Source organism: Guyparkeria sp. SB14A (genome assembly GCF_005096345.1).
In the GTDB taxonomy this organism is placed as follows: Bacteria; Pseudomonadota; Gammaproteobacteria; order Halothiobacillales; family Halothiobacillaceae; genus Guyparkeria; species Guyparkeria hydrothermalis.
On the sequence record NZ_SWAW01000017.1, the window covers coordinates 1 to 20,428 of the forward strand.

22 protein-coding genes and 1 pseudogene are annotated in these 20,428 nt (G+C 66.7%); 17 read left to right on the forward strand and 6 right to left on the reverse strand.

The window, feature by feature from the left end; translation table 11 throughout:
- From FAZ79_RS07625 to cmoB, 14 genes and pseudogenes are all read left to right on the forward strand, one after another.
- Nucleotides 1-127, forward strand: a pseudogene (locus tag FAZ79_RS07625) (IS481 family transposase); the annotation flags it as partial.
- Nucleotides 128-435: 308 nt separating this feature from the next.
- Nucleotides 436-570, forward strand: a complete 135-nt coding sequence (gene rpmH, locus FAZ79_RS07630) for a 50S ribosomal protein L34 (protein WP_058574926.1) — start codon at nucleotides 436-438, stop codon at nucleotides 568-570.
- 5 nt (nucleotides 571-575) lie between these two features.
- Nucleotides 576-995, forward strand: a complete 420-nt coding sequence (rnpA, locus tag FAZ79_RS07635; RefSeq protein WP_136867385.1) for a ribonuclease P protein component — start codon at nucleotides 576-578, stop codon at nucleotides 993-995.
- Entirely contained in the window at nucleotides 980-1,288 is a 309-nt protein-coding gene (yidD, locus tag FAZ79_RS07640; protein ID WP_136867386.1) for a membrane protein insertion efficiency factor YidD, read from the forward strand. Before rnpA ends, yidD begins: the two co-directional genes overlap by 16 nt.
- Before the next feature lie 9 nt (nucleotides 1,289-1,297).
- Nucleotides 1,298-3,004, forward strand: coding sequence for a membrane protein insertase YidC (gene yidC / locus FAZ79_RS07645; protein WP_136867387.1), 1,707 nt, complete (start codon nucleotides 1,298-1,300; stop codon nucleotides 3,002-3,004).
- Nucleotides 3,005-3,071: 67 nt separating this feature from the next.
- A complete protein-coding gene (gene mnmE, locus FAZ79_RS07650) occupies nucleotides 3,072-4,418 on the forward strand; it encodes a tRNA uridine-5-carboxymethylaminomethyl(34) synthesis GTPase MnmE (RefSeq protein ID WP_136867388.1) in 1,347 nt (448 codons plus the stop codon).
- 116 nt (nucleotides 4,419-4,534) lie between these two features.
- Nucleotides 4,535-5,089: a PAS domain-containing protein gene (locus FAZ79_RS07655; RefSeq protein ID WP_136867389.1), complete on the forward strand. Its 555-nt coding sequence runs from the start codon at nucleotides 4,535-4,537 to the stop codon at nucleotides 5,087-5,089.
- A 4-nt stretch (nucleotides 5,090-5,093) separates the two neighbouring features.
- A complete protein-coding gene (locus tag FAZ79_RS07660) occupies nucleotides 5,094-5,639 on the forward strand; it encodes a GNAT family N-acetyltransferase (RefSeq protein WP_136867390.1) in 546 nt (181 codons plus the stop codon).
- 59 nt (nucleotides 5,640-5,698) lie between these two features.
- Nucleotides 5,699-6,493 carry an EAL domain-containing protein gene (locus FAZ79_RS07665; protein ID WP_136867391.1) on the forward strand — a complete coding sequence of 265 codons (795 nt, stop codon included), beginning with the start codon at nucleotides 5,699-5,701 and terminating at the stop codon, nucleotides 6,491-6,493.
- 141 nt (nucleotides 6,494-6,634) lie between these two features.
- Entirely contained in the window at nucleotides 6,635-7,702 is a 1,068-nt protein-coding gene (selD, locus tag FAZ79_RS07670; protein WP_136867392.1) for a selenide, water dikinase SelD, read from the forward strand.
- The gene (mnmH, locus tag FAZ79_RS07675; protein ID WP_197039160.1) at nucleotides 7,699-8,844 is read left to right on the forward strand and encodes a tRNA 2-selenouridine(34) synthase MnmH; all 1,146 of its coding nucleotides are present in this window, start codon (nucleotides 7,699-7,701) and stop codon (nucleotides 8,842-8,844) included. The genes selD and mnmH overlap by 4 nt, the downstream gene beginning before the upstream one ends.
- 49 nt (nucleotides 8,845-8,893) lie before the next feature.
- Complete coding sequence (cmoA, locus tag FAZ79_RS07680) at nucleotides 8,894-9,730, forward strand: carboxy-S-adenosyl-L-methionine synthase CmoA (protein ID WP_136867393.1); 837 nt, start codon at nucleotides 8,894-8,896, stop codon at nucleotides 9,728-9,730.
- A 151-nt stretch (nucleotides 9,731-9,881) separates the two neighbouring features.
- Nucleotides 9,882-10,856, forward strand: coding sequence for a DUF2860 family protein (locus tag FAZ79_RS07685; protein ID WP_169303644.1), 975 nt, complete (start codon nucleotides 9,882-9,884; stop codon nucleotides 10,854-10,856).
- 7 nt (nucleotides 10,857-10,863) lie between these two features.
- Complete coding sequence (gene cmoB / locus FAZ79_RS07690; RefSeq protein ID WP_211238821.1) at nucleotides 10,864-11,862, forward strand: tRNA 5-methoxyuridine(34)/uridine 5-oxyacetic acid(34) synthase CmoB; 999 nt, start codon at nucleotides 10,864-10,866, stop codon at nucleotides 11,860-11,862.
- Between the two features lie 134 nt (nucleotides 11,863-11,996).
- Here cmoB and FAZ79_RS07695 read toward each other — a convergent pair whose 3' ends face one another.
- The 3 genes from FAZ79_RS07695 to FAZ79_RS07705 form a co-directional block, all read right to left on the reverse strand.
- On the reverse strand, nucleotides 11,997-12,377 hold the full coding sequence (locus FAZ79_RS07695; RefSeq protein WP_169303645.1) for a hypothetical protein: 381 nt from the start codon (nucleotides 12,375-12,377) through the stop codon (nucleotides 11,997-11,999).
- Nucleotides 12,378-12,737: 360 nt separating this feature from the next.
- Nucleotides 12,738-14,240 carry a YifB family Mg chelatase-like AAA ATPase gene (locus tag FAZ79_RS07700; protein WP_136867396.1) on the reverse strand — a complete coding sequence of 501 codons (1,503 nt, stop codon included), beginning with the start codon at nucleotides 14,238-14,240 and terminating at the stop codon, nucleotides 12,738-12,740.
- A gap of 160 nt (nucleotides 14,241-14,400) precedes the next feature.
- Nucleotides 14,401-14,682 carry an accessory factor UbiK family protein gene (locus tag FAZ79_RS07705; RefSeq protein WP_136867397.1) on the reverse strand — a complete coding sequence of 94 codons (282 nt, stop codon included), beginning with the start codon at nucleotides 14,680-14,682 and terminating at the stop codon, nucleotides 14,401-14,403.
- 341 nt (nucleotides 14,683-15,023) lie between these two features.
- Here FAZ79_RS07705 and FAZ79_RS07710 point away from each other — a divergent pair, with 341 nt between their 5' ends.
- The 3 genes from FAZ79_RS07710 (at nucleotide 15,024) to FAZ79_RS07720 (ending at nucleotide 17,403) form a co-directional block, all read left to right on the forward strand.
- Nucleotides 15,024-15,740 (forward strand): TorF family putative porin, encoded by a 717-nt coding sequence (locus FAZ79_RS07710; protein ID WP_136867398.1) that lies wholly within the window; start codon nucleotides 15,024-15,026, stop codon nucleotides 15,738-15,740.
- Between the two features lie 64 nt (nucleotides 15,741-15,804).
- The gene (locus FAZ79_RS07715; protein WP_136867399.1) at nucleotides 15,805-16,143 is read left to right on the forward strand and encodes a P-II family nitrogen regulator; all 339 of its coding nucleotides are present in this window, start codon (nucleotides 15,805-15,807) and stop codon (nucleotides 16,141-16,143) included.
- 15 nt (nucleotides 16,144-16,158) lie between these two features.
- A complete protein-coding gene (locus FAZ79_RS07720) occupies nucleotides 16,159-17,403 on the forward strand; it encodes an ammonium transporter (RefSeq protein ID WP_136867400.1) in 1,245 nt (414 codons plus the stop codon).
- Between the two features lie 108 nt (nucleotides 17,404-17,511).
- Here FAZ79_RS07720 and FAZ79_RS07725 read toward each other — a convergent pair whose 3' ends face one another.
- The 3 genes from FAZ79_RS07725 to FAZ79_RS07735 all read right to left on the reverse strand — a co-directional run bounded on the left by FAZ79_RS07725 (nucleotide 17,512) and on the right by FAZ79_RS07735 (nucleotide 20,127).
- On the reverse strand, nucleotides 17,512-18,138 hold the full coding sequence (locus FAZ79_RS07725) for a YigZ family protein (protein ID WP_136867401.1): 627 nt from the start codon (nucleotides 18,136-18,138) through the stop codon (nucleotides 17,512-17,514).
- A 73-nt stretch (nucleotides 18,139-18,211) separates the two neighbouring features.
- A complete protein-coding gene (locus tag FAZ79_RS07730; protein WP_136867402.1) occupies nucleotides 18,212-18,766 on the reverse strand; it encodes a DJ-1 family glyoxalase III in 555 nt (184 codons plus the stop codon).
- Between the two features lie 29 nt (nucleotides 18,767-18,795).
- Nucleotides 18,796-20,127 carry a S41 family peptidase gene (locus FAZ79_RS07735; RefSeq protein WP_136867403.1) on the reverse strand — a complete coding sequence of 444 codons (1,332 nt, stop codon included), beginning with the start codon at nucleotides 20,125-20,127 and terminating at the stop codon, nucleotides 18,796-18,798.
- Nucleotides 20,128-20,428: the final 301 nt, after the last annotated feature.

Genomic DNA, 20,428 nt, shown 5'->3' on the forward strand with positions numbered 1-20,428 from the left:
TGCTCAGCACTTACCCAGATGGCTGCATGACTACAATTGGCACCGGCAACATGGCAGCCTTGACCATAAACCGCCCATCAGCGTCCTTGGGTTACCCGAGGACAACCTCATGAGACTCCACAGCTAGACAAGGGGCGGATGATAACATCCAGCCACGGGTGGTCGACATCTTATCCACAAGATGCCAGCTGGCCTCGACCGACGCGTCGGGGACCCCGATGGGGGCGGTAATTGACGGTCCTCACGTCCGTCGATCGGTGTCACGAGGCCCGGTTCGACCGGGTGGTGTGACGTCGCCCTTGACAGCAGCCCCCGGTCTGTCAGAGTATTCGGCCCCTTTTTCAAGCGGATATGGTCGCCTGAGTTGGCCGAGACGGGCCGATCGAGATCGGCCGATCCGTGCAGTAACACCTGAATCACTACTGGGACGTCGTCATGAAAAGAACCTTTCAGCCGAGCAACTTGCGCCGCAAGCGCACCCACGGTTTCCGTGCCCGCATGAAGACCCGCGGTGGTCGCGCCATCATCAACGCCCGTCGCGCCAAGGGCCGCAAGCGGCTCTCTGCCTGAGGCCGATGACCCCGGCCGCGCCCGAGGCCCCGACCTCCGGGGCCGACAGCAAGGAACCGGCCGTCATTCGTGGCGGCCGGTTTCCGCGTTCGGCGCGCCTGCTTTCCGGGTCGGACTACCAACGCGTGATGCGCGGAGGTAACCGGGTGCATACCGCCAACCTGATGCTGGCCTTGCACGCCAATCCCGGCGGCGAGCCGCGCCTGGGATTGGCTGTCAGCCGCAAGCGGGTACGGCTTGCCCACGAGCGCAATCGGGTCAAGCGCGTCGCCCGCGAACAGTTCCGCCTGAGCCGGGCCGAGTTACCCGGCATGGACGTCGTGGTCCTGGCCAAGTCGGGAGTGGACGGGTTGTCGATGCCCGAGCTGCATCGCCAGATGCGCCAGGCACTGAACAAGGCGAGCCGGAAATGCGCCGCGTCCTGATCGGCCTGGTCAAGGGCTATCGCCTGCTGATCAGCCCGATGCTGCCGCCCTCCTGTCGTTTTTATCCGACCTGTTCCGAGTACGCCGTCGAGGCCCTGTCCCGACACGGTGCGCTCAAGGGGGGCTGGCTGACGCTGCGCCGCCTGGGGCGCTGCCATCCCTTCTGTGCCGGGGGCATCGATCCGGTGCCCGGCACCTCCTCGGAACCCGGCGGCTGCCCGCATGATGCCGAGTCCTCCGCTTCCCGAGCCGATGCCCACCACGGGCCCCATGCCGTTCAATCGCGAGACTGAAAGATTCCCATGGAACAACGCCGCCTGATCCTGATCATCGCCCTGGGCTTCGTCCTGATCCTGCTCTGGCAGGCCTGGCTGGAGGACAATCAGTCACCGGCCGAGCGCAGCAATGTCACCCAGACGACCGAGCAGGCGGCCGCCGACAAGGCGCCGGCCGACGACCTGCCCACCTCGGGCGGGCCGTCCACGGGCGGGGACGTGCCGGCCGCAGCGGGTGGTGACTCGAACGGCAGTGCCTCGGTCGCCGGGGACCGGGTTCGCGTCGAGACCGACGTCCTCTCGCTCGAGATCGACCCGCGGGGTGGCGTAATTCGCCAGGCCGACCTGCTGGAATACCCGGTTGAGCTCGACCGCCCCGACGACCCGGTGCGCCTGCTACAGGACACCAGCGGCTTCACCTACATCGCCCAGTCCGGCCTGATCGGTTCCAAGAACGCGCCGGCGCCGGATCACCACGCCCGTTTCCAGGTCGAGCAGCCCGAATACCGGCTTGCCGAGGGCGAGTCCGTGCTCGAGGTGCCGATGACCTGGGAGCAGGACGGCATCCGCGTCACCAAGACCTACCTGTTCAAGCGCGGCTCCTACGCCGTCGATCTGCGCTACACGGTGGAGAACACCACCGACGCCGAATGGCGCGGCCAGCAATACCGTCAGCTGACCCGCTCGGGTTCCACCCCCGGCATGCAGCTGATGTACACCTATACCGGCGGCGTCTATGCGGGCACGCCGGCCGGCGGTGGCGATCGACTCAACTACGAGAAGATCGAATTCGACGAGATGGGCAAGATCAAGCTGCAGAAGGACCTGCAGGACGGCTGGGCGGCGATCATCCAGCACTACTTCATGAGCGCCTGGGTGCCGTCGAACCCCGAGCAGGTGAACCAGTACTACACGCTCAAGAGCCAGAAGGACGGCTTTACCGTCTACAGCCTCGGGCTGATGTCGCCGGTCACCGCCGTCGCGCCGCAATCGAGCGAGACGCTTGAGTCGATCCTTTACGTCGGGCCCAAGATCCAGTCGAACCTCGAGCCGCTGGCCACCGGCCTGCACCTGGCCGTCGACTTCGGCATCCTCACCTTCATCTCCGAGCCGATCTTCTGGCTGCTCGACCTGTTCCATGACTGGGTCGGCAACTGGGGCTGGGCGATCGTGCTGGTCACCGTGGTGATCAAGCTCCTGTTCCTGTGGCCATCGGCGGTGAGCTACCGCTCCATGGCCCGCATGCGGGCGGTCACGCCCAAGATGCAGGCGCTCAAGGAGCGCTTCGGCGATGACAAGCAGCGTCTCTCGCAGGAGATGATGAAGCTCTACCAGAAGGAGAAGATCAATCCGCTGGGCGGCTGCCTGCCGATCCTGATCCAGATCCCGGTGTTCATCGCGCTCTACTGGGTGCTGGTCGAGTCGGTCGAACTGCGCCAGGCGCCGTGGATCCTGTGGATCGAGGACCTCACCCAGAAGGACCCGTACTTCATCCTGCCGCTGCTGATGGGCGCCTCGATGTTCCTGCAGCAGAAGCTCAACCCCGCACCGGTCGATCCGATGCAGAAGAAGATCTTCCAGTGGCTGCCGGTGGTGTTCACGGTCTTCTTCGCCTTCTTCCCGGCCGGCCTGGTGCTGTACTGGTTCGTCAACAACCTGCTCTCGATCGTCCAGCAGGCGATCATCACCCGCCGGGTGGAAAAGCAGATGGCGGCCCAGAAGGGATCGAGCTGATCCGCGGCGATGGTTGCCCCGAGATGTTTCCCGTGAAACATCGCCCCGGCGCTCGTCGGTTGCCGTCGTGAGTGCGGCACCGGTCGACACGATCTGCGCGGTGGCCACGGCCGCCGGTCGGGCCGGCGTGGGCGTGGTGCGCCTGTCGGGCCCGGAAGCCCGCGCGATCATCACGCGGTTGACCGGCACCTCCCCCCGGCCGCGTCACGCGCATTACGTCACCTTGAAGCGTCGAGCCGACGAGTCGGTGCTCGACGACGGTATCGTCCTCTACTTTCCGGGGCCGCACTCCTACACCGGCGAGGACGTGGTCGAGTGGCAGGGTCACGGCAACCCGGTGCTGCTGGACGCCGCGGTCGAGGAAATGGTCGGCTGCGGCGCCCGCACGGCGCGTCCGGGGGAGTTCACCGAACGCGCCTTTCTCAACGGCCGGATGGATCTCGCGCAGGCCGAGGCGGTTGCCGACCTGATCGAGGCCGGTTCCACGCAGGCGGCCACCGCCGCGCGCCGGTCCCTGACCGGGGCGTTCTCGCGACGCGTGGATGCCTTCGTCGAGCACCTGATCCACCTGCGCATGTACATCGAGGCGGCGCTCGATTTCCCGGAAGAAGAGATCGACTTCCTCTCCGACACGCGCCTGCGCGACCAGCTGGCCGACTTGCGCCGCGAACTCGCCGACCTGCTGGGGCGCACCGGCGAGGGCGTGCGGTTGCGCGAGGGGTTGCAGCTGGTGATCGTCGGTCAGCCCAATGCCGGCAAGTCCAGCCTGCTCAACCAGCTGGCCGGGGAATCGCGCGCGATCGTCACCGAGATCGCCGGCACGACCCGCGACGTGCTGCGCGCCGAGATCATGCTCGACGGCCTGCCGATCCACGTGATCGACACCGCCGGGCTGCGCGAGAGCGATGACCCGATCGAGCAGGAAGGCATTCGGCGTGCCTGGGAAGAGGTCGAGCGAGCCGACCTGATCCTGCACCTGATCGACGGCGCGCGCGGGCGCTCGGCCGAGGACGAGGAAACCCTCGCCCGCCTGCCTGACAAGCCGCTGCTGACCGTGATCAACAAGGTCGACCTGACCGACCAGTCGCCGTCCGAGTCCGTCGAGGACGGCACGCTGCGCCTCAGTGCCCGGACCGGGGCCGGCGTGGACGCGCTGCGTCGCGAGTTGCGTCACCTGGCTGGCGTCTCCGACCGGACCGAGGACCCCTTTATCGCGCGCCGTCGCCACCTCGAGGCACTGGAGCGTGCCCGGGACAGCTTGGCCGAGGCGGGTGACTCGCTGGCCCTGGGTGCAGGCGAACTCGCTGCCGAGTCGCTGCGTCGCGCGCAGAGCTCGATGGAGGCGATCACCGGGCGCTACACCGCCGACGACCTGCTCGGCGAGATATTCGGCAGCTTCTGCATCGGCAAGTAGGCCTTCCCGAGCGCCACGCTTGGTTGAAGGGCCGGACGCCGCAGGCTTTAATACCCGATCGAATTTTCTTGGGAACCGGTTCGCCGCCGGCATCCCGCGGGTAGAGGAGTGTCGCCATGCTGTCGATGGAGTACCAGCCGCCGATCGACATCCGTCAGGTCACCGGGCGCGTGGTGGGCCTGGGTAGCCACCGTGCCCTGCAGTCGAAGACCGACTGCCGCGGCATCATCACTCAGGCCAGCCGGTCGCTGGCCGAGATCTCCGGGTTCGCGGTCGACGAGCTGATCGGCCAGCCGCACAACATCCTGCGCCACCCGGATATGCCGGATACGGTCTATCACCTGATGTGGCAGACGATCCAGGCGGATGACGAGTTCTTCGGCATCGTCAAGAATCGCTGCAAGAACGGCGATCACTACTGGGTGCTCACCCGAGTCGCGCCGATCGTGCGCGAGGGCCAGACGCAGGGCTACACCTCGGCCCGCTTCCTGCCACGCGCGGACGTCGTGCCGGAGTGGGAGAAGCTGTTTACCGACATGCGCGCCGCCGAGCAGCGCAGTGGCCACGACGACCAGCGCCGTTTTGCCCCGGCCGTCGAGGTGATGAACCGTTTCGTTCGGCGCCACGGTTACGCGAACCTGCAGCAAATGGTGCTCTCCTCGCGGGGTTGAGCCGATGGCGCTGCCCACACCTGCCCCCACGAACCGCCGTGGCCTGTCGCTCGATCCGGCCGCCACCGCCGACCTGCCCGAGATCGCCCGCCTGGCGGAGATCATCTGGTGGCGTTGCTACCCGCCGATCATCGGCAGCGGCCAGGTGCACTACATGCTCGGCCGGGGCTATGCCTTGCCGGCGCTGCGTGAGTCGCTGCGAAACGGCACGCGGTTTTCCCTGTTGCGCCTGGCCGGCCGGTCGATCGGCTTTTCCGCCTGGCGTCCGGCGGGCGGGGGCGGTTTCCTCGACAAGTTGTACCTGCATCCGGGGTTTCACGGCACGGGACTGGGGCGATGGTTGATCGATGCCACCTGCCGTGAGATGGCCCGCGACGGGGTCGACCGGGCCTGTCTGCGGGTCAATCGACACAACCGGCCGGCGATCCGTGCCTACGAGCGGGCCGGCTTCGTGATCACCGGCACCGACTGCCAGCCCATCGGGGGCGGCTACGTGATGGACGATTACCTCATGAGCCGCACGGGAATCCTCGGGCTTTTGCTAGACTGATCCACTGGTCCCGCGTGTCTTCACGGGCCATGGATTGCAGGTGCCCCTGGAGGTTGTCGATGCCGCAAGTAACCGAACTCAACGATTTGCAGGTGTTCCCCGACGGGGTGCGCCAGGTGACTTGCCGCGACTGCCTCGCCGAGGCCTCGGATCGACTGGGGTTCGCGTTCTCCATGGCCTTCCAGCCGATCGTCGATATCGATCGCGGCGAGGTCTATGCCTACGAGGCCCTGGTGCGCGGCCCCAACGGCGAATCGGCGGGCAGCGTGCTCACCCAGGTCAATGACCAGAATCGCTACTACTTCGACCAGGCCGCGCGCGTGACCGCGATTCGCCTGGCCGCGGAGCTCGGCATCGAGGCCAATCTGAGCATCAATTTCATGCCCAACGCGGTCTACAAGCCGCAGGCCTGCATCCGCGCGACCATGGAGGCGGCGAGCATCTACGGCTTCGACCCGAGGCGGTTGATCTTCGAGGTCACCGAGGCCGAGCGCATCACCGATCGCGGCCACCTGCGGTCGATTTTCGACGAGTACCGTGAGCGCGGGCTGCTGCGCGCGATCGACGATTACGGCGAGGGCTTTGCCGGACTGAACCACCTGATCGAGCTCGAACCGGACCTGGTCAAGATCGATCTCAACCTGGTGCGCGGCGTCGATGACCATCAAAGCAAGCAGGCCGTGATCCGTTCGACGGCGATGATGTGCGAGGAGATGGGTATCGAGTTGATCGCCGAGGGCGTCGAGACGCGCGAGGAATACGAGACGCTGCGGTCGCTCGGACTGAACCGATTCCAGGGCTACTGGTTCGCCAAGCCCGGTTTCGAGACCCTGCCGATTCCCGAGATGCCCTGAAGACGTTGAAGACGGCCCGGTTCGGCACGGGTAGCCCCTGCCGGACCCGACGGGACGACAGTTTGCGCGGCCGGCTGTGCCGCCCGTCGACCACGCGCCTCTCGCCCCACCCGTGCTCGATCACTTGCCACCGACGATTCCATGCCCAGAGAAAACGCCCCCACCATCCGCTTGACCCAGTACAGCCACGGTGCCGGCTGCGGCTGCAAGATCGCCCCGGCGCTGCTCGACGACATGCTGGCCTCCAGCCTGGCCCCGATCCAGCCCGATGCCCGCCTGCTCGTGGGCAACGATTCGCGCGATGACGCGGCGGTCTTCGACCTGGGCGATGGCAGCGCGATCATCTCGACCACCGACTTCTTCATGCCGATCGTCGACGACCCGTTCACCTTCGGCCGGATCGCTGCGACCAATGCCATCAGCGACGTCTACGCCATGGGTGGCCAACCCCTGCTCGCCATCGCCATCCTTGGCTGGCCGATCGACAAGCTTGGGCCCGAGGTGGCCGCGGCGGTCATCGACGGTGGGCGCAGCGCCTGCCTTGATGCGGGCATCACGTTGGCCGGCGGCCACTCGATCGACGCGCCCGAGCCCATCTTCGGCCTGGCCGTCACCGGCCGCGTCGAGCTCGACCGCCTCAAGCGCAACGACACCGCGCGTGCCGGCGACCAGTTGTTCCTGACCAAGCCGCTTGGCGTGGGCGTGCTGACCACGGCGCAGAAGAACGGCGTGCTCGATGCCGCGCATGCCGATTTCGCCCCGGACAGCATGACGCGCCTGAACCGCATCGGCCGGGAGCTGGCATCGATCGAGGCGGTCACCGCGATGACCGACGTCACCGGTTTCGGGCTGGGTGGCCACCTGCTCGAGCTGGTGCGGGGCAGCCGCTTGCGCGCCGAGATCGACGTGGCATCCCTGCCGCTGATCGAGGCGGTCGCCGATTACATCGCCGCCGGCCAGATGCCGGGCGGCACCGGCCGCAATTTTGCGAGCTATGGGCAGGAGCTCGGCGCCATGAGCGAGTTCGCGCGCGCCATCGTCTGCGACCCGCAGACCTCGGGGGGGCTGCTGGTCTCGGTGCGCCCCGAGGCAGTGGACTCGGTCGCCGCGTTGCTGAAAGAGGCGGGCCTGCACGCCACGCCCATCGGTCGCCTGCACGAACCGGATGACGGCCCGCGCGTGGTCTTCCACGAGGACGACCGAGCGTGAGCGGGCGAGCCGATCTGCCGCTGGTCACCGACATCGCCTCGATCTTCCTCGACGAGCGGCCGATGCTGGACGTTCGCGCGCCGGTGGAATTCGAGCAGGGCGCCTTTCCCGGCGCCGAGAATCGTCCCCTGCTCACCGACGAGGAACGTCACCAGGTCGGGATTCGCTACAAGGAAGCGGGCCAGGACGCAGCGATCGCGCTGGGTTACGCGTTGGTGGATGCCGAGGAGAAGGCCCGGCGCGTGGCCGAATGGCGGGCGTTCGTCGAGGCGCATCCGCAAGGCCTCTTGTACTGCTTTCGTGGCGGGCTGCGCTCGCGGCTGACCCAGCAGATGCTGTTCGAGGCGACCGGTATCGCCTACCCGCGCGTCGCCGGCGGCTACAAGGCGATGCGGCGTTTCCTGCTCGATGCGCTCGAGACCCAGGCCGTCGACGCGCCGCTGATCATGCTCGGCGGGCGTACCGGGGTCGGCAAGACGCCCTTCCTGACTCGATTCGAGCGGTTTCTCGACCTCGAGGGACGGGCTCGTCACAAGGGCTCGGCCTTCGGCCGCGAGCCCGAGCCCCAGCCCACGCCGATCGATTTCGAGAACCAGGTCGCCATCGACCTGCTGCGCCTGCGCCACCGCGCGCCCGACGAGCCGATCCTGGTGGAGGACGAGGGCAAGATGGTCGGCGCGCGCCAGGTGCCGCCGACGCTGTTCGAGCGCATGCGCACCTCGCCGCTGGTGGTGATCGAACGGCCCCTGGACGAGCGCGTCGAACAGAGTCTCAAGGACTACATCATCGACCTCGAGGCCGGTTACCGTCGGGTGCTGGCCACCGATGCCGCCGGGGCGAGTGAGCGGGTCCGAGCGCATATCCTCGGGGCGATCGACCGGGTGGCCAAGCGCCTGGGCGGGGTGCGCCACGCCAGGGTGCGCGGCATGGCCGCCGAGGCACTGGATGCCTGGTACGAACGCGACGACGTCCAGGGTCTGCGTGACCTGATCCGCGTCATGCTGGTCGAGTACTACGACCCGATGTACGACTACCAGCTGGCCGGAAAGCGCGACCGGATCGTCTTCAGCGGCCCGCCGGAGGCGGTGGCCGAGGAGCTGGTTTCGCGGGGGTTGCGACCGCAAGGGTCGCCCTGTTCGTGATCCACCCGTCGCGGTAGACTTTCCCGCCCCTGGGAAGACCGCGTAACTCATGTCCGAATCAAAGCCACCAACCGCCACCAGCGGTCGCGACGATCTCTTTTCCGGCCCGACGGCGCCGGCGGCGTTCCGTTTCGACGCCTCGGTGGCGGCGGTCTTTCCGGACATGATCTCGCGCTCCGTGCCGGGCTATCGCTTCAACCTCGAGCTGGTGGCCGCGATTGCCCGTCGGCACGTTCGGTCCGATTCGAGGGTCTACGACCTGGGCTGTTCGCTGGGCGCCATGACCCTCTCGATCCGCTCGGCCCTCGCCGGGATGGACGCGCCGCCGGATCGAGTCGAGCTGATTGGCGTGGACAACTCGCCGGCCATGCTCGAACGCGCCCGCGCCCAGCTCGCCGCCTTCCATTCGCCCTATCCCACCGATCTCGTCTGTGCCGATCTGGCCGAGGTGGTGCCCGAACGCGCCTCGATGGTGGTGCTCGGCTACACGTTGCAGTTCGTCGACCCGGACAGCCGGGATGCCGTGATCGAGTCGATCCACGACGGCCTGCTGCCGGGCGGCGTGCTGGTGCTGGCCGAAAAGGTCCACGAACCCGATCCCGGGGCGCAAGCCCTGATGACCGAGTTGCACCACGACTTCAAGCGGGCCAACGGCTACTCCGAGCTCGAGATTGCCGGCAAGCGTCAGGCCCTGGAAAACGTGCTGCGCAGCGAGACGGTCACGGCGCATGAACAGCGGCTGCGCCGCGCCGGATTTGCCGAGGTGGTGATGCTCTCGCGCCATTACGGTTTCTGCCTGTGGTTGGCGCGACGATGCAAAAAAACAACGCGAGATGCCGACGGATCGGTGACTCCAGGGAACCGCTCATGGCGCGAGGAGACATAACTCTTATGCTGTGCGGCCCGTGCCGATCGGACGCGCGATTCGTGGCCGGTGAACAACAGGAACATAGCCGATGACATCCTCCGAACAACCCGTTGCTCGAGCCATTGGTCAAACCCTCGCCGGAACCCTGGGCCGGGGACTCGCCTTGACGATGCTGTCGCTCGGCCTCCTGGTCGCGACGGGCGTCCAGTCGGCCCCGATCGCCGACGAGACCGGCCTGTCCGGCGAAGTCCAGCCGCTGGTCGGGGTGATCTCGAGTCGCTCCAACCTGGCCGTCTCCAGCGACCAGAAACGCATCGATTCCCTCTACAGCCTCTCCTCGCGCGAGATGCGCGCCGTGGGGGGCGTGCTGGGCCGCATCGACTACACCGTGGTGCCGCGCGAGCTCGCGCTCTACGCCGGCACCCCGCGGTCGGCACTGGCCGACGGCGAGCTCGCCCTCGAGCTGGGCGCGCGCTACCTGGTCGACCGGGTCGGCCTGCTGACCGCCGGGGTGATCCCGGTCACGGTCAACGATAGCGAGGTGTGGTCGGATCCATTCGTCACGGGGACCCGCCGGGATGCCAGCGACGTCGACCGGCGGGGTCTGCGTCTGGGTCTCGCCGGCATCGCCGGCACCGGCCTGTCGATCGACTACCGTCTCTATCGTCGCGACATCGACCAGGAGCGCTCCGGCCAGGCATTGGGGCTGTCGGCCGCCGATCGCCGACTGCTAGACCGCGAGGGCACCGAGCATCGGTTCGACCTCAACTATCGCCTCGCCGTGACCGACAACCTGAGTCTCACCCCGGGCGTGCAGTATCGCCGCCTGGATGCCGATGGTGCCGCGAATCGCGGCTGGCTGGTTCGACCGCAGCTGACCGCGAGCTACGACATCGATCGCTGGTCGCTCTCGATGACCGGCTACTACGGGGTGGATCGCTACGACGCCCGTCAACCGATCTACGACGAGTACCGCGATGGCCGGGAAATGGGCGTGGTCGCCGGTGTGCGCTACGCCGAGCCATTCGGCTGGTCGAACTGGTCGGTCAATGCCTACGGCGTGTGGTCCGAACGCGATTCCGACATCCGGTTCTATGACCAGGAAACCGGCCTGTTCGCCGTCGGGCTGGGTTACCGGTTCTGATTCGTCGATGAGGGATGCCGCCACCGAGGGGGCGATCGCGCTCGGCATCGAACGCATCGCTCGGCAGACGCGTGCCGCGCTCGGTCATCTCCCCCGGCGCATGCCGATGGAGGGATGGCGTACGTTCGACTGGGCGGCGGTCAACCACGGCGACTGGCCACGCTGGCTCGCCGCGATCGGCCGGCTGCCTGAACGACCGGTCGATGCCGTCAACCACCTTGATTGCCCTGCCATCACTGCCCGGGCCGAGGCGCCCCTGCCCGGGCTCGAGGACGCCCTCCGCGACCTGATCCCGTGGCGCAAGGGCCCGTACGAGCTCTTCGGCGTAACGATCGACACCGAGTGGCGCTCGGACCTCAAGTGGGACCGACTGGTCGACCATATCCAGCCGCTCGCCGGGCGGCGGGTGCTCGATATCGGCAGCGGCAACGGCTATCACCTCTGGCGCATGCTCGGTGCCGGGGCGGATTTCGCGCTCGGCGTCGATCCCACCTGGGTGTTCGTGGCGCAGTTTCATGCCGTCGCCCACCTGCTCGGCGAGACGCGTGCCGGCATCGTGCCCACCACGCTGGAGGGTTTTCCGCAGCGCCCGCGCTTCGACACCGTCTTCTCGATGGGCGTGCTCTACCACCGCCGCGACCCGTTCACGCACCTCGGCGAACTCAAGGCCTGCCTGCGTCCGGGCGGCGAGCTGGTGCTCGAGACCCTGGTGGTCGAGGGCGATGCCACCACCATTCTCACGCCGGCCGATCGCTACGCCGGCATGCGCAACGTCTGGTTCCTGCCCAGCCCGGCCGCCGTCATCGGCTGGCTCAAGCGCATGGGTTTCGTCGATCCCGAGCTGGTCGACGTGTCGGTGACCACGACCGAGGAGCAGCACCGCACCGAGTGGTTCGGCGACCGGCAGTCGCTGGTCGACTTCCTCGATCCCGACGATCCTGTCCGTACCCGCGAAGGGCTGCCTGCGCCCCGGCGCGCGATCATCACGGCCCGCTGCCCGGGCTGAGGCCCGGCACGCTCCCTCTACTAGTTGCCGGCGAACAGCCGGCCAAGGTTGGGGTAAACGGTAGCTGCGGCCAATACTCCCCTCGATATAGCGGGAAGCTGGTCGGGCTCGAGTTAGGGAGGATGAAATGCCGTTCAGAGCGGCTTAGAAAAGGCGTGGTACATGGGCAACATTTTGATGAGCTCGCCGATAAGTTCGGCTGCATCCGCACATTCTTGCGCCAAGTCCCGGAAGTCCTGCGGCGTGTACTTCCATGTCTTTGGTATTGGTTCTGGTTTAAAGGTTGGCATGCTCAAACCTTTAGCCATCCGTTGTGCAGCCGAACCGCCTGTCCTCCACGCGAATTCGTTATGCCTGTCGGTGATGATTCCGAAGAATCCATGCGCCAGCTTGGCTCGACGCGTGGCGAGTTGCTCGTACTTATCAAGCTCTATCGAAAGCCACTGCGCAAAGCCTTCATTGGTCAAAGCGGTTTCAGTCAAAATCACCTCAACCTTTCTCTTTGTCGAGGTCATCTTTCGCCATCTTTCCACTGCGGTCGGGGCCTCTTCCCAGCGAATCATGGCAAGCATGACCCCTAGAGTTGCTTCCAAGCTTGCAAATGAGGTGATACAGGCGCCCACACCGGAGCTAAGCACAGGGTGGTTGGCAACGGCTTCTGTACTCCAGTCGATCGGAGGGTCCTGGCGTCGTAGTGGTTGGGGCATGGCGCATCGAATAATACGGATTGAATGGCTCGATGGGCTGTGGGTCGATCGAGAGCGTAGCGGAGAAATTGACCTGGACACCTGCACGCCATCAATCCCGCCCTGTACGAGTATCTGTCTAGGGCCGGTAATCATCATAGCCCGCCACGCGTACTGAGCCATTGACCGTCAGCTCCCAGCGAAAAGCCGATCGAGGTTCCGGTAGCCGATCGCCTCGGCCAGGGCGGCCGAATCGATCGCCTCGCGATCCTCGTAGTCGGCGATGCTGCGGGCGAGCTTGAGGATCCGTTCGCGTGCCCGCCCCGAAAGATTCAACTGCTCGATCGCCCGGTTGAGCATGTCGCGCTCGGCGTTGGCCAGCACGATGTGTTCGGCCACCCCGGCGGCGTCCAGCCGCGCGTTGACCACTCCTTGTCGAGCCCGCATGCGCTCTCGCGCGGCAATGACCCGCTCGCGGACGGCTTGGCTGTCCTCACCGTCCGGCTGGGCCTGATCCAGATCGGTGGCCGGCACGCGCGGTACCTCGAGGTGAATGTCGATCCGGTCGAGCAAGGGCCCGGAAACCTTGGCGCGGTAGCGCTGGGCCGCGCGCGAGTGGATCTCCGTGCCCTGCGGTGAGGGGTTCATCGCCGCGACCAGCTGAAAGTCGGCCGGGAAGCGGGCGTGGCGTGCGGCCCGGGAGATCATCACCGAACCCGCCTCGAGCGGCTCGCGCAGGGCCTCGAGCACGCGGCGATCGAATTCCGGCAGCTCGTCGAGAAAGAGCGTGCCGTGGTGGGCGAGCGAAATCTCCCCCGGCGCCGGGTGAGAGCCGCCACCGATCAGCGCGACGGCCGAGGCCGAATGGTGCGGGGCGCGAAACGGGCGTTCGCCGAAGCGAGTCGGGTCGAACCCACCGGGCGTGACCGTGGCGACCTCGGCGGCGGCCAGCGCCTCCTCCTCGGTCATCGGGGGCAGGATGCCGGCCAGCCGCTGGGCCAGCATGCTCTTGCCGGCACCCGGTGGACCGATCAGCAAGAGGTTGTGTTTGCCCGCCGCCGCGATGGCGAGCGCGCGCTTGGCGCGCGGCTGACCGCGGACGTCGGCCAGATCCCCGTTGATGGCCGGGTCGACCGGCGGGGGTGGGCGGTGTTCCAGTCGCACGGGATCGGCCTCGCCGGCGAGGTAGGCGACCAGGTCGCGCAGGTGATGCAGTCCTCGCCCGGCCACCCCCGGGATCAGTTCCGCCTCGGCCTGCCCGTCGACCGGCAGGAGCAACTCCCGCCCGGCATCGCGCGCCGCTCGAGCCGCCGACAGATTGCCGCGCACCGAGCGCAGGCCGCCGTCCAGGGACAGCTCGCCCAGGCATTCGATCTGTGACAGGCGTTCGCGTGCGGGTGCCGGCAGCTGGCCGGTGGCGGCCAGGATGGCCAGGGCGATGGCGAGATCGAAGCGCGCGCTTTCCTTGGGCAGGTCGGCCGGGGCCAGATTGACGGTCAGCCGTCGTGGCGGGAACTCAAAGCCCGAGGACAGGATCGCCGCGCGTACGCGGTCCCGCGACTCGCGCACGGCGGTCTCGGGAAGCCCGACCAGGGTGAATGCCGGTAGTCCCGGGGCGACGTGGGCCTCCACGGTGACTTGCGGGGCATGAATGCCGAGCAGCGCCCGGCTGTGGATCTTGGCGATGGGCATGTCCGTATGCCTCGTTTGTCGGGTTATCGGTCGGCGCCTATTGCGGGAAACTCGGCGCCGAGGAGGGGTGAGCTGAGGCAGCTGGCGGCCGGGCATCCATGCCCGTCGGCCGTGGTCGTTCTGGCGAACCGGTCCGGAAACCGCTTCGCGGGTCCTGGGTTCAGTTGGCCATGTCGCCTTCTTCATTCTCGGGCTGGCCGCCGTGGTGCTTTTCCATCTCGGCGACGCGCTGCTCGAGCGCCTCGAGCTTGGCACGGGTGCGGGCGAGCACCTGGGTCTGGACGTCGAATTCCTCGCGCGTGACCAGATCCATGCGGGAAAACCCGTTGCTGACGGCCTGGCGGACGGCCTTCTCGAACTCCTGCTTGCCCTCGCGCAGGCTGTCGGGCATTGCCTGCTCGATGCGCTGGGAGATCTCTTCGATCGTGTGGGTGATGGACATCTCGGTACCTCGGGTGGTTCGTGCAGACCTGACCTCGGGATTGTTGGGGATACCCCGGGCAGATGCAAGACAACCTGAGCCGGGGAGATCACACCGATCCGCACCCCGAAGCATCGGTGTATCGCGGGCGATACACCGGTCGATCACGGGCGTGCCGTGCGCACCATAAAGAGGCAGGCGAGAAAATTGCCGTCCCCAAATTGGGGAGGCGGGGCGGTCGGTGCCGAAGAGGGTTTCGGTGAGGTCGTCGATAAGTGTCTATAAGTAAAGGAAAACCGCAACTGGCACGGGCGGTGCAATGGCCTGGGTGAACCCGAACGTTCACCTGATGGAGCACAGACATGAAAAAGACCCTTATCGCTACCAGCATTGCCTCCGCCGTCAGCCTGTCGGCCCTCACCCTGCCCTCCGTGGCTGCGGCCGAGGTGTCCGCCAATGTCGGCGTGGTCTCCAACTACTTCTTCCGTGGCGTGACCCAGACCGACGACGGCGCAGCCGTCCAGGGTGGTCTCGACTACGCGCACGACTCCGGTTTCTACGCCGGCACCTGGGCGTCCACCGTCGATTTCGGCGACGGCACCAGCTACGAGCTCGACCTCTACGCCGGTTACGGCGGCAGCATCGGCGATCTCGGCTACGACGTGGGCTACATCTACTACGCCTACCCGGACGGTGACGATCTCGACTTCGGCGAGATCTACGGCTCGCTGTCCTACAGCTATCTCACCGCGGGCCTGGCCTACACGGTGAACTCCCAGGCCACGGGCGAAAGCGCCTTCGACACGGGCGACCTGTACTACTACGCCGGTGTCGACGTGCCGTTCGGCGAGTCCGGCTACAGCGGCAGCCTGTACTACGGCTACTACACCTTCGATGCCGACAGCTCGACCAACGAGCTCGATTACGGCCACTGGAGCGCCGGCCTGTCCAAGGATGCCGGTGAATTCGGCTCCTTTGGCCTGAATCTCGAACTGGCCGACATCGACGAGAACCACGGCTTCGGCGACGACAACTCGGACGACCTGAAGCTCTGGATCAGCTGGTCGAAGTCGTTCTGATCGCCCCCGCCCCAAACGGACTCATGGGTCGGCCCGGTGCCGGCCCGCATCCGAGGAGAGAGACATGAAACTGATTACGGCAATCATCAAGCCCTTCAAGCTTGACGACGTGCGCGAGGCGCTCGGCGGCGTCGGCGTGAAGGGCATCACCATGACCGAGGTCAAGGGCTTCGGTCGCCAGAAAGGCCACACCGAGCTGTATCGCGGCGCGGAATACGTGGTCGACTTCCTGCCCAAGGTCAAGCTGGAGATGGTCGTGGACGACGCGCTCGCCGACCAGGTGATCGAGGTGATCACCAACGCGGCGAGTACCGGCAAGATCGGCGACGGCAAGATCTTCGTCTCGCCGATCGAGGAAGCCATTCGCATCCGGACCGGCGAGACCGGTACGGACGCCCTTTAAGCGGAGGATTTCACCGTGGAAACTCAAGTCATCGAACTGGGCTATGCCCTCGATACGTTCTACTTCCTGATCGCCGGTGCCTTCGTCATGTGGATGGCGGCGGGCTTCACCATGCTCGAGGCGGGCCTGGTGCGCTCCAAGAGCACCGTCGAGATCCTGACCAAGAACATCGCGCTGTTCTCGATCGCCTGCGTGATGTACATGGTGGTGGGCTACAACATCATGTACAGCGACGGCATCTCCAGCCTGATCCCGGGCCTGTCGTTCTTCATCGGCGGCGACAACTCGGCGGCGGACGTCGTGGCGAGTGGTGGCGACATCTACTACTCCAACATGGCCGACTTCTTCTTCCAGGTCGTGTTCGTGGCCACCGCCATGTCGATTGTGTCCGGCGTGGTCGCCGAGCGCATGAAGCTGTGGGCCTTCCTCGCCTTCACCGTGGTCCTCACCGGCCTGATCTACCCGATCCAGGGCTACTGGAGCTGGGGTGGCGGCATCCTGAGCGATCTCGGCTACTCCGACTACGCCGGCTCGGGCATCGTCCACTTCACCGGTGCGGTCGCCGCGCTGGCGGGTGTGCTGCTGCTTGGTCCGCGTAAGGGCAAGTTCGGTCCGAACGGCCAGGTCAACGCCCTGCCGGGTGCGAACCTGCCGCTGGCGACCCTAGGTACGTTCATCCTGTGGCTGGGCTGGTTCGGCTTCAACGGCGGCTCGGAGCTCAAGGTGTCCGACGTCGGTTCGGCCAACGCCGTCGCCCAGGTGTTCACCAACACCAATCTGGCGGCCGCCGGTGGCGTGATCGCGGCGATGATCACCTCGCGCCTGGCCTTCGGCAAGGTCGACCTGACCATGGTGCTCAACGGCGCGCTGGCCGGTCTCGTCGCCATCACCGCCGACCCGGCTTCCCCGTCGGCCCTGCTGGCGACCCTGATCGGTGCGATCGGCGGCGTGATCGTGGTGTTCTCGATCCTCGGTTTCGAGAAGATCAAGATCGACGACCCGGTCGGTGCCCTGTCGGTCCACGGCGTGGCCGGTATCTGGGGTGTGCTGGCGGTCCTGCTGTCGAACGACGAGGCGACCCTCGGCGGGCAGCTCGCGGGTCTGGCCCTGATCGGTGGCTTCGTCTTCGTCGCCAGCCTGGTGATCTGGCTGATCCTCAAGGCCGTCATGGGCCTGCGCATCAGCGAGGAAGACGAGCAGGAAGGCGTTGACTCGGTCGAGTGCGGCATGGAGGCCTACCCCGAGTTCACCAACAAGTAAGGACGCATCGAGTCGTTCGACGACACAGGGACGTGTCAGGAAAAACGAGGCCCGGGCAACTGCCCGGGCCTTTTTGCGTGCGTCGGCCGGCATGGAGGCCGGCGTCGCTCAATCGTCGGGCGGCTTGATCCGTTCGATGCCCTGGGAACCGAGAAAGGCCTGGAAGGCCTCGACCTGTTCCACGGGTACGTCGAGGCGTGCGGTGACCCGGTTGCCGTAGTCGATCGATTGCAGTTGGGCGCCGTGCTGCTCCGCCCAGTGCCGCAACGGTTGCTCGTCGGCGAAGTCGAACGCCAGGTCGAACCCCTGCTGCGGGCGATGCGCGTCCAGGGGGAGGTCGGCGAGCGCCTGTTGTGTCGCCCCGGCATAGGCGCGCACCAGGCCGCCCGCGCCCAGCTTCACGCCGCCGAAGTAGCGCGTCACCACCACGATCACGTCGCCGATGCCCTTGTGCTGGATCACGTTGAGGATCGGCTTGCCGGCCGTGCCGCTCGGCTCGCCGTCATCGCTCATCGCCGCGCTGGCGGCGGTGTCGGGATTGCCGACCAGGTAGGCCCAGCAATGATGGCGGGCGTCCGGGTAGTCAGTCTTCATCGAGTCGACGAAGGCCAGGGCGGCCCGGCGGTCCGCGACCGGCCCGGCACGGGCGATAAAGCGGCTTTTCTTGACCTCGAGCTCGCGCTCGATCGTCGTGGCCGGGGTGACGTAGCCGGTTGACGAGGGTTGCTGGCTCATGACGTCATAACGGAAAACGCCTGCCGGGTGGGCAGGCGCGGTATGTAATTGGAGCGCTTGTCGATCAGGCGACTCAACGGGCGAGCTTGGCTTCCACCGCGTCGCGGGTCTCGCGCCCGGCCAGCTGTTCGACCAGCGCGAGCGCAAAGTCCATCGCCACCCCCGGGCCCCGGCCGGTGACCAGGTTGCCGTCGACCACCACGGCCTCGTCGGTCACCTCGGCCCCCTGCGCCTCGTTGGCATCGAGCGCGCCGGGGAAATGCGTGATGCGCCGGCCCTTGAGCAGGTTTGCGGCGGCCAGCACCTTCGGCGCGGCACAGATCGCGCCGATCCAGCGTCCGGCAACCGACTGGTCCTGCAGGCGCTTGAGCACCCGCTTGTCGGCGGCGAGGTTGTTCGCCCCCGGCTGGCCGCCAGGCAGGACGATGGCATCGAAGACCCGGCTGTCGTCGAGCAGCGTGAGGTTGGTATCCGCGACCACCGTGGTGCCGCGCGAACCGGTCACCTCATCCTCGTGCAGGGCGGTGATCTCCACCTGGATCCCGCCACGACGCAGGATGTCGATGGTGGTGATGGCCTCCAGGTCCTCGAACCCGGGTGCCAGGATGACCAGAGCCTTGCTTGCCATGTCGTGTTTCCTCCTCGTGTGCCGCCGGATCAGCGGTGGGTGTTCTTGCTGACGATCACCATGCCCTTGAGCATGTTGAGTGCCTCGTAGAGCTGGTAGTCACGGATGACGAGCGGTTCGCGCTCCTCGTCGTCCTCGTCGCCCTCCGCCTGCTTGATGGCATCCATCATGTCCGAGTCGCCGTTGGTCAGGTGGCCGGCCAGGCTGGCCTCGGAGATCGAGAACACGTCCTCGATGTCGCTGACCTTGAGCTGGTGGACGGTGACGTCGGGCGTGATGCCCTCGGCCTGGATGGAGCGGCCGCTCGGGGTGTAGTAGCGCGCGGTGGTCAGGCGCAGGGCGCCGCCGTTTGACAGCGGCATGATCGACTGGACCGAGCCCTTGCCGAAGGTCTTCTCGCCGATGACCAGTGCCCGGCCGCTGTCCTGCAGGGCGCCGGCAACGATCTCGGACGCCGAGGCCGACCCGCCGTTGACCAGCACCACGATGGGCGCGCCGTCGAGGCGATCGCCGTTGCTGGCCTCGAAGCTCATCTTGGCGTCGGCAACCCGGCCCTTGGTGTAGACGATCTGGCCTTCCTCTAGGAAGGCGTCGACCATCTCGACCGAGCCGTCGAGCACGCCGCCCGGGTTGTTGCGCAGGTCGAGCACCAGCCCCTTGAGCGCCTCGTCCTCGTTCTTCTCGACCAGCGCATCGAGGGCCTTGTGCATCTGCTCGACGGTGCGCGACTGGAACTGCGAGACGCGGATGTAGCCCATGCCCGGCTCGAGCAGCTCGTGCTTGACCGACTCGGTCTTGATGATCGCGCGGGTGATGGTGAACTCGAGCGGTTTCTTCTCGCCTTCGCGGGCGATGGTCAGGTCGATGTCGGTGTCCGGCTTGCCGCGCATGCGCTTGACGGCCTCTTCCAGGTCCATGTCCTGGGTGAGCTCGCCGTCGATGCGGATGATCTTGTCGCCCGCCTCGAGCCCGGCGCGCTTGGCCGGCGTGTCGTCGATCGGCGCGATGACCGTCAGCACGCCGTCCTTCATGCCGACCTGGATGCCCAGGCCGCCGAATTCGCCGCTGGTGGACTCGCGCAGGCTCTTGAATTCCTCGTCATCGAGGTAGCCCGAGTGCGGATCGAGCTCCGAGATCATCCCGCGGATGGAATTCTCGATCAGCTCGCCCTCGCTGATGTCGTCGACGTAGTCCGAGCGCACCCGGTCGAGCACGTCGGAGTAGGTCCGCAGCTGCTCGAGCGGGATGTCGCCGTTGACGTCGGCCGGGCGTTCGGCCATCGCGTTGATGGCGATGGCAATGGCAAAACCGAAGAAGGCGGCGATGCCCAGGCTCGAGGTTTTGCGGATCCAAGTGGTCATGGTGTTCTCTCTAGACATGTATCGTCGGCGTCGTGCGGCCGGTCGGGCCGGTCAGGCGTCTGCCCAGGCGGCAGGCCGTGTGGTTACGTGACGGTGGGGGCGAGACGGCGGCAATCAAGATGCCCCGTCCAACGCGATCGCCCGGCCGCGGTCGTCCGCCCCTGGCGCTCGTTTCGTCGCCCCCCGGTCGCCCCCGACCAGGCCCGGGCCTGGTCGGCATGGGCACCGCCAACTATGCCACGGTCGCGCCCCCGGCGGCGAGCCCGATCGGTGGATCGGAACGTACCTTGAATAGTACACG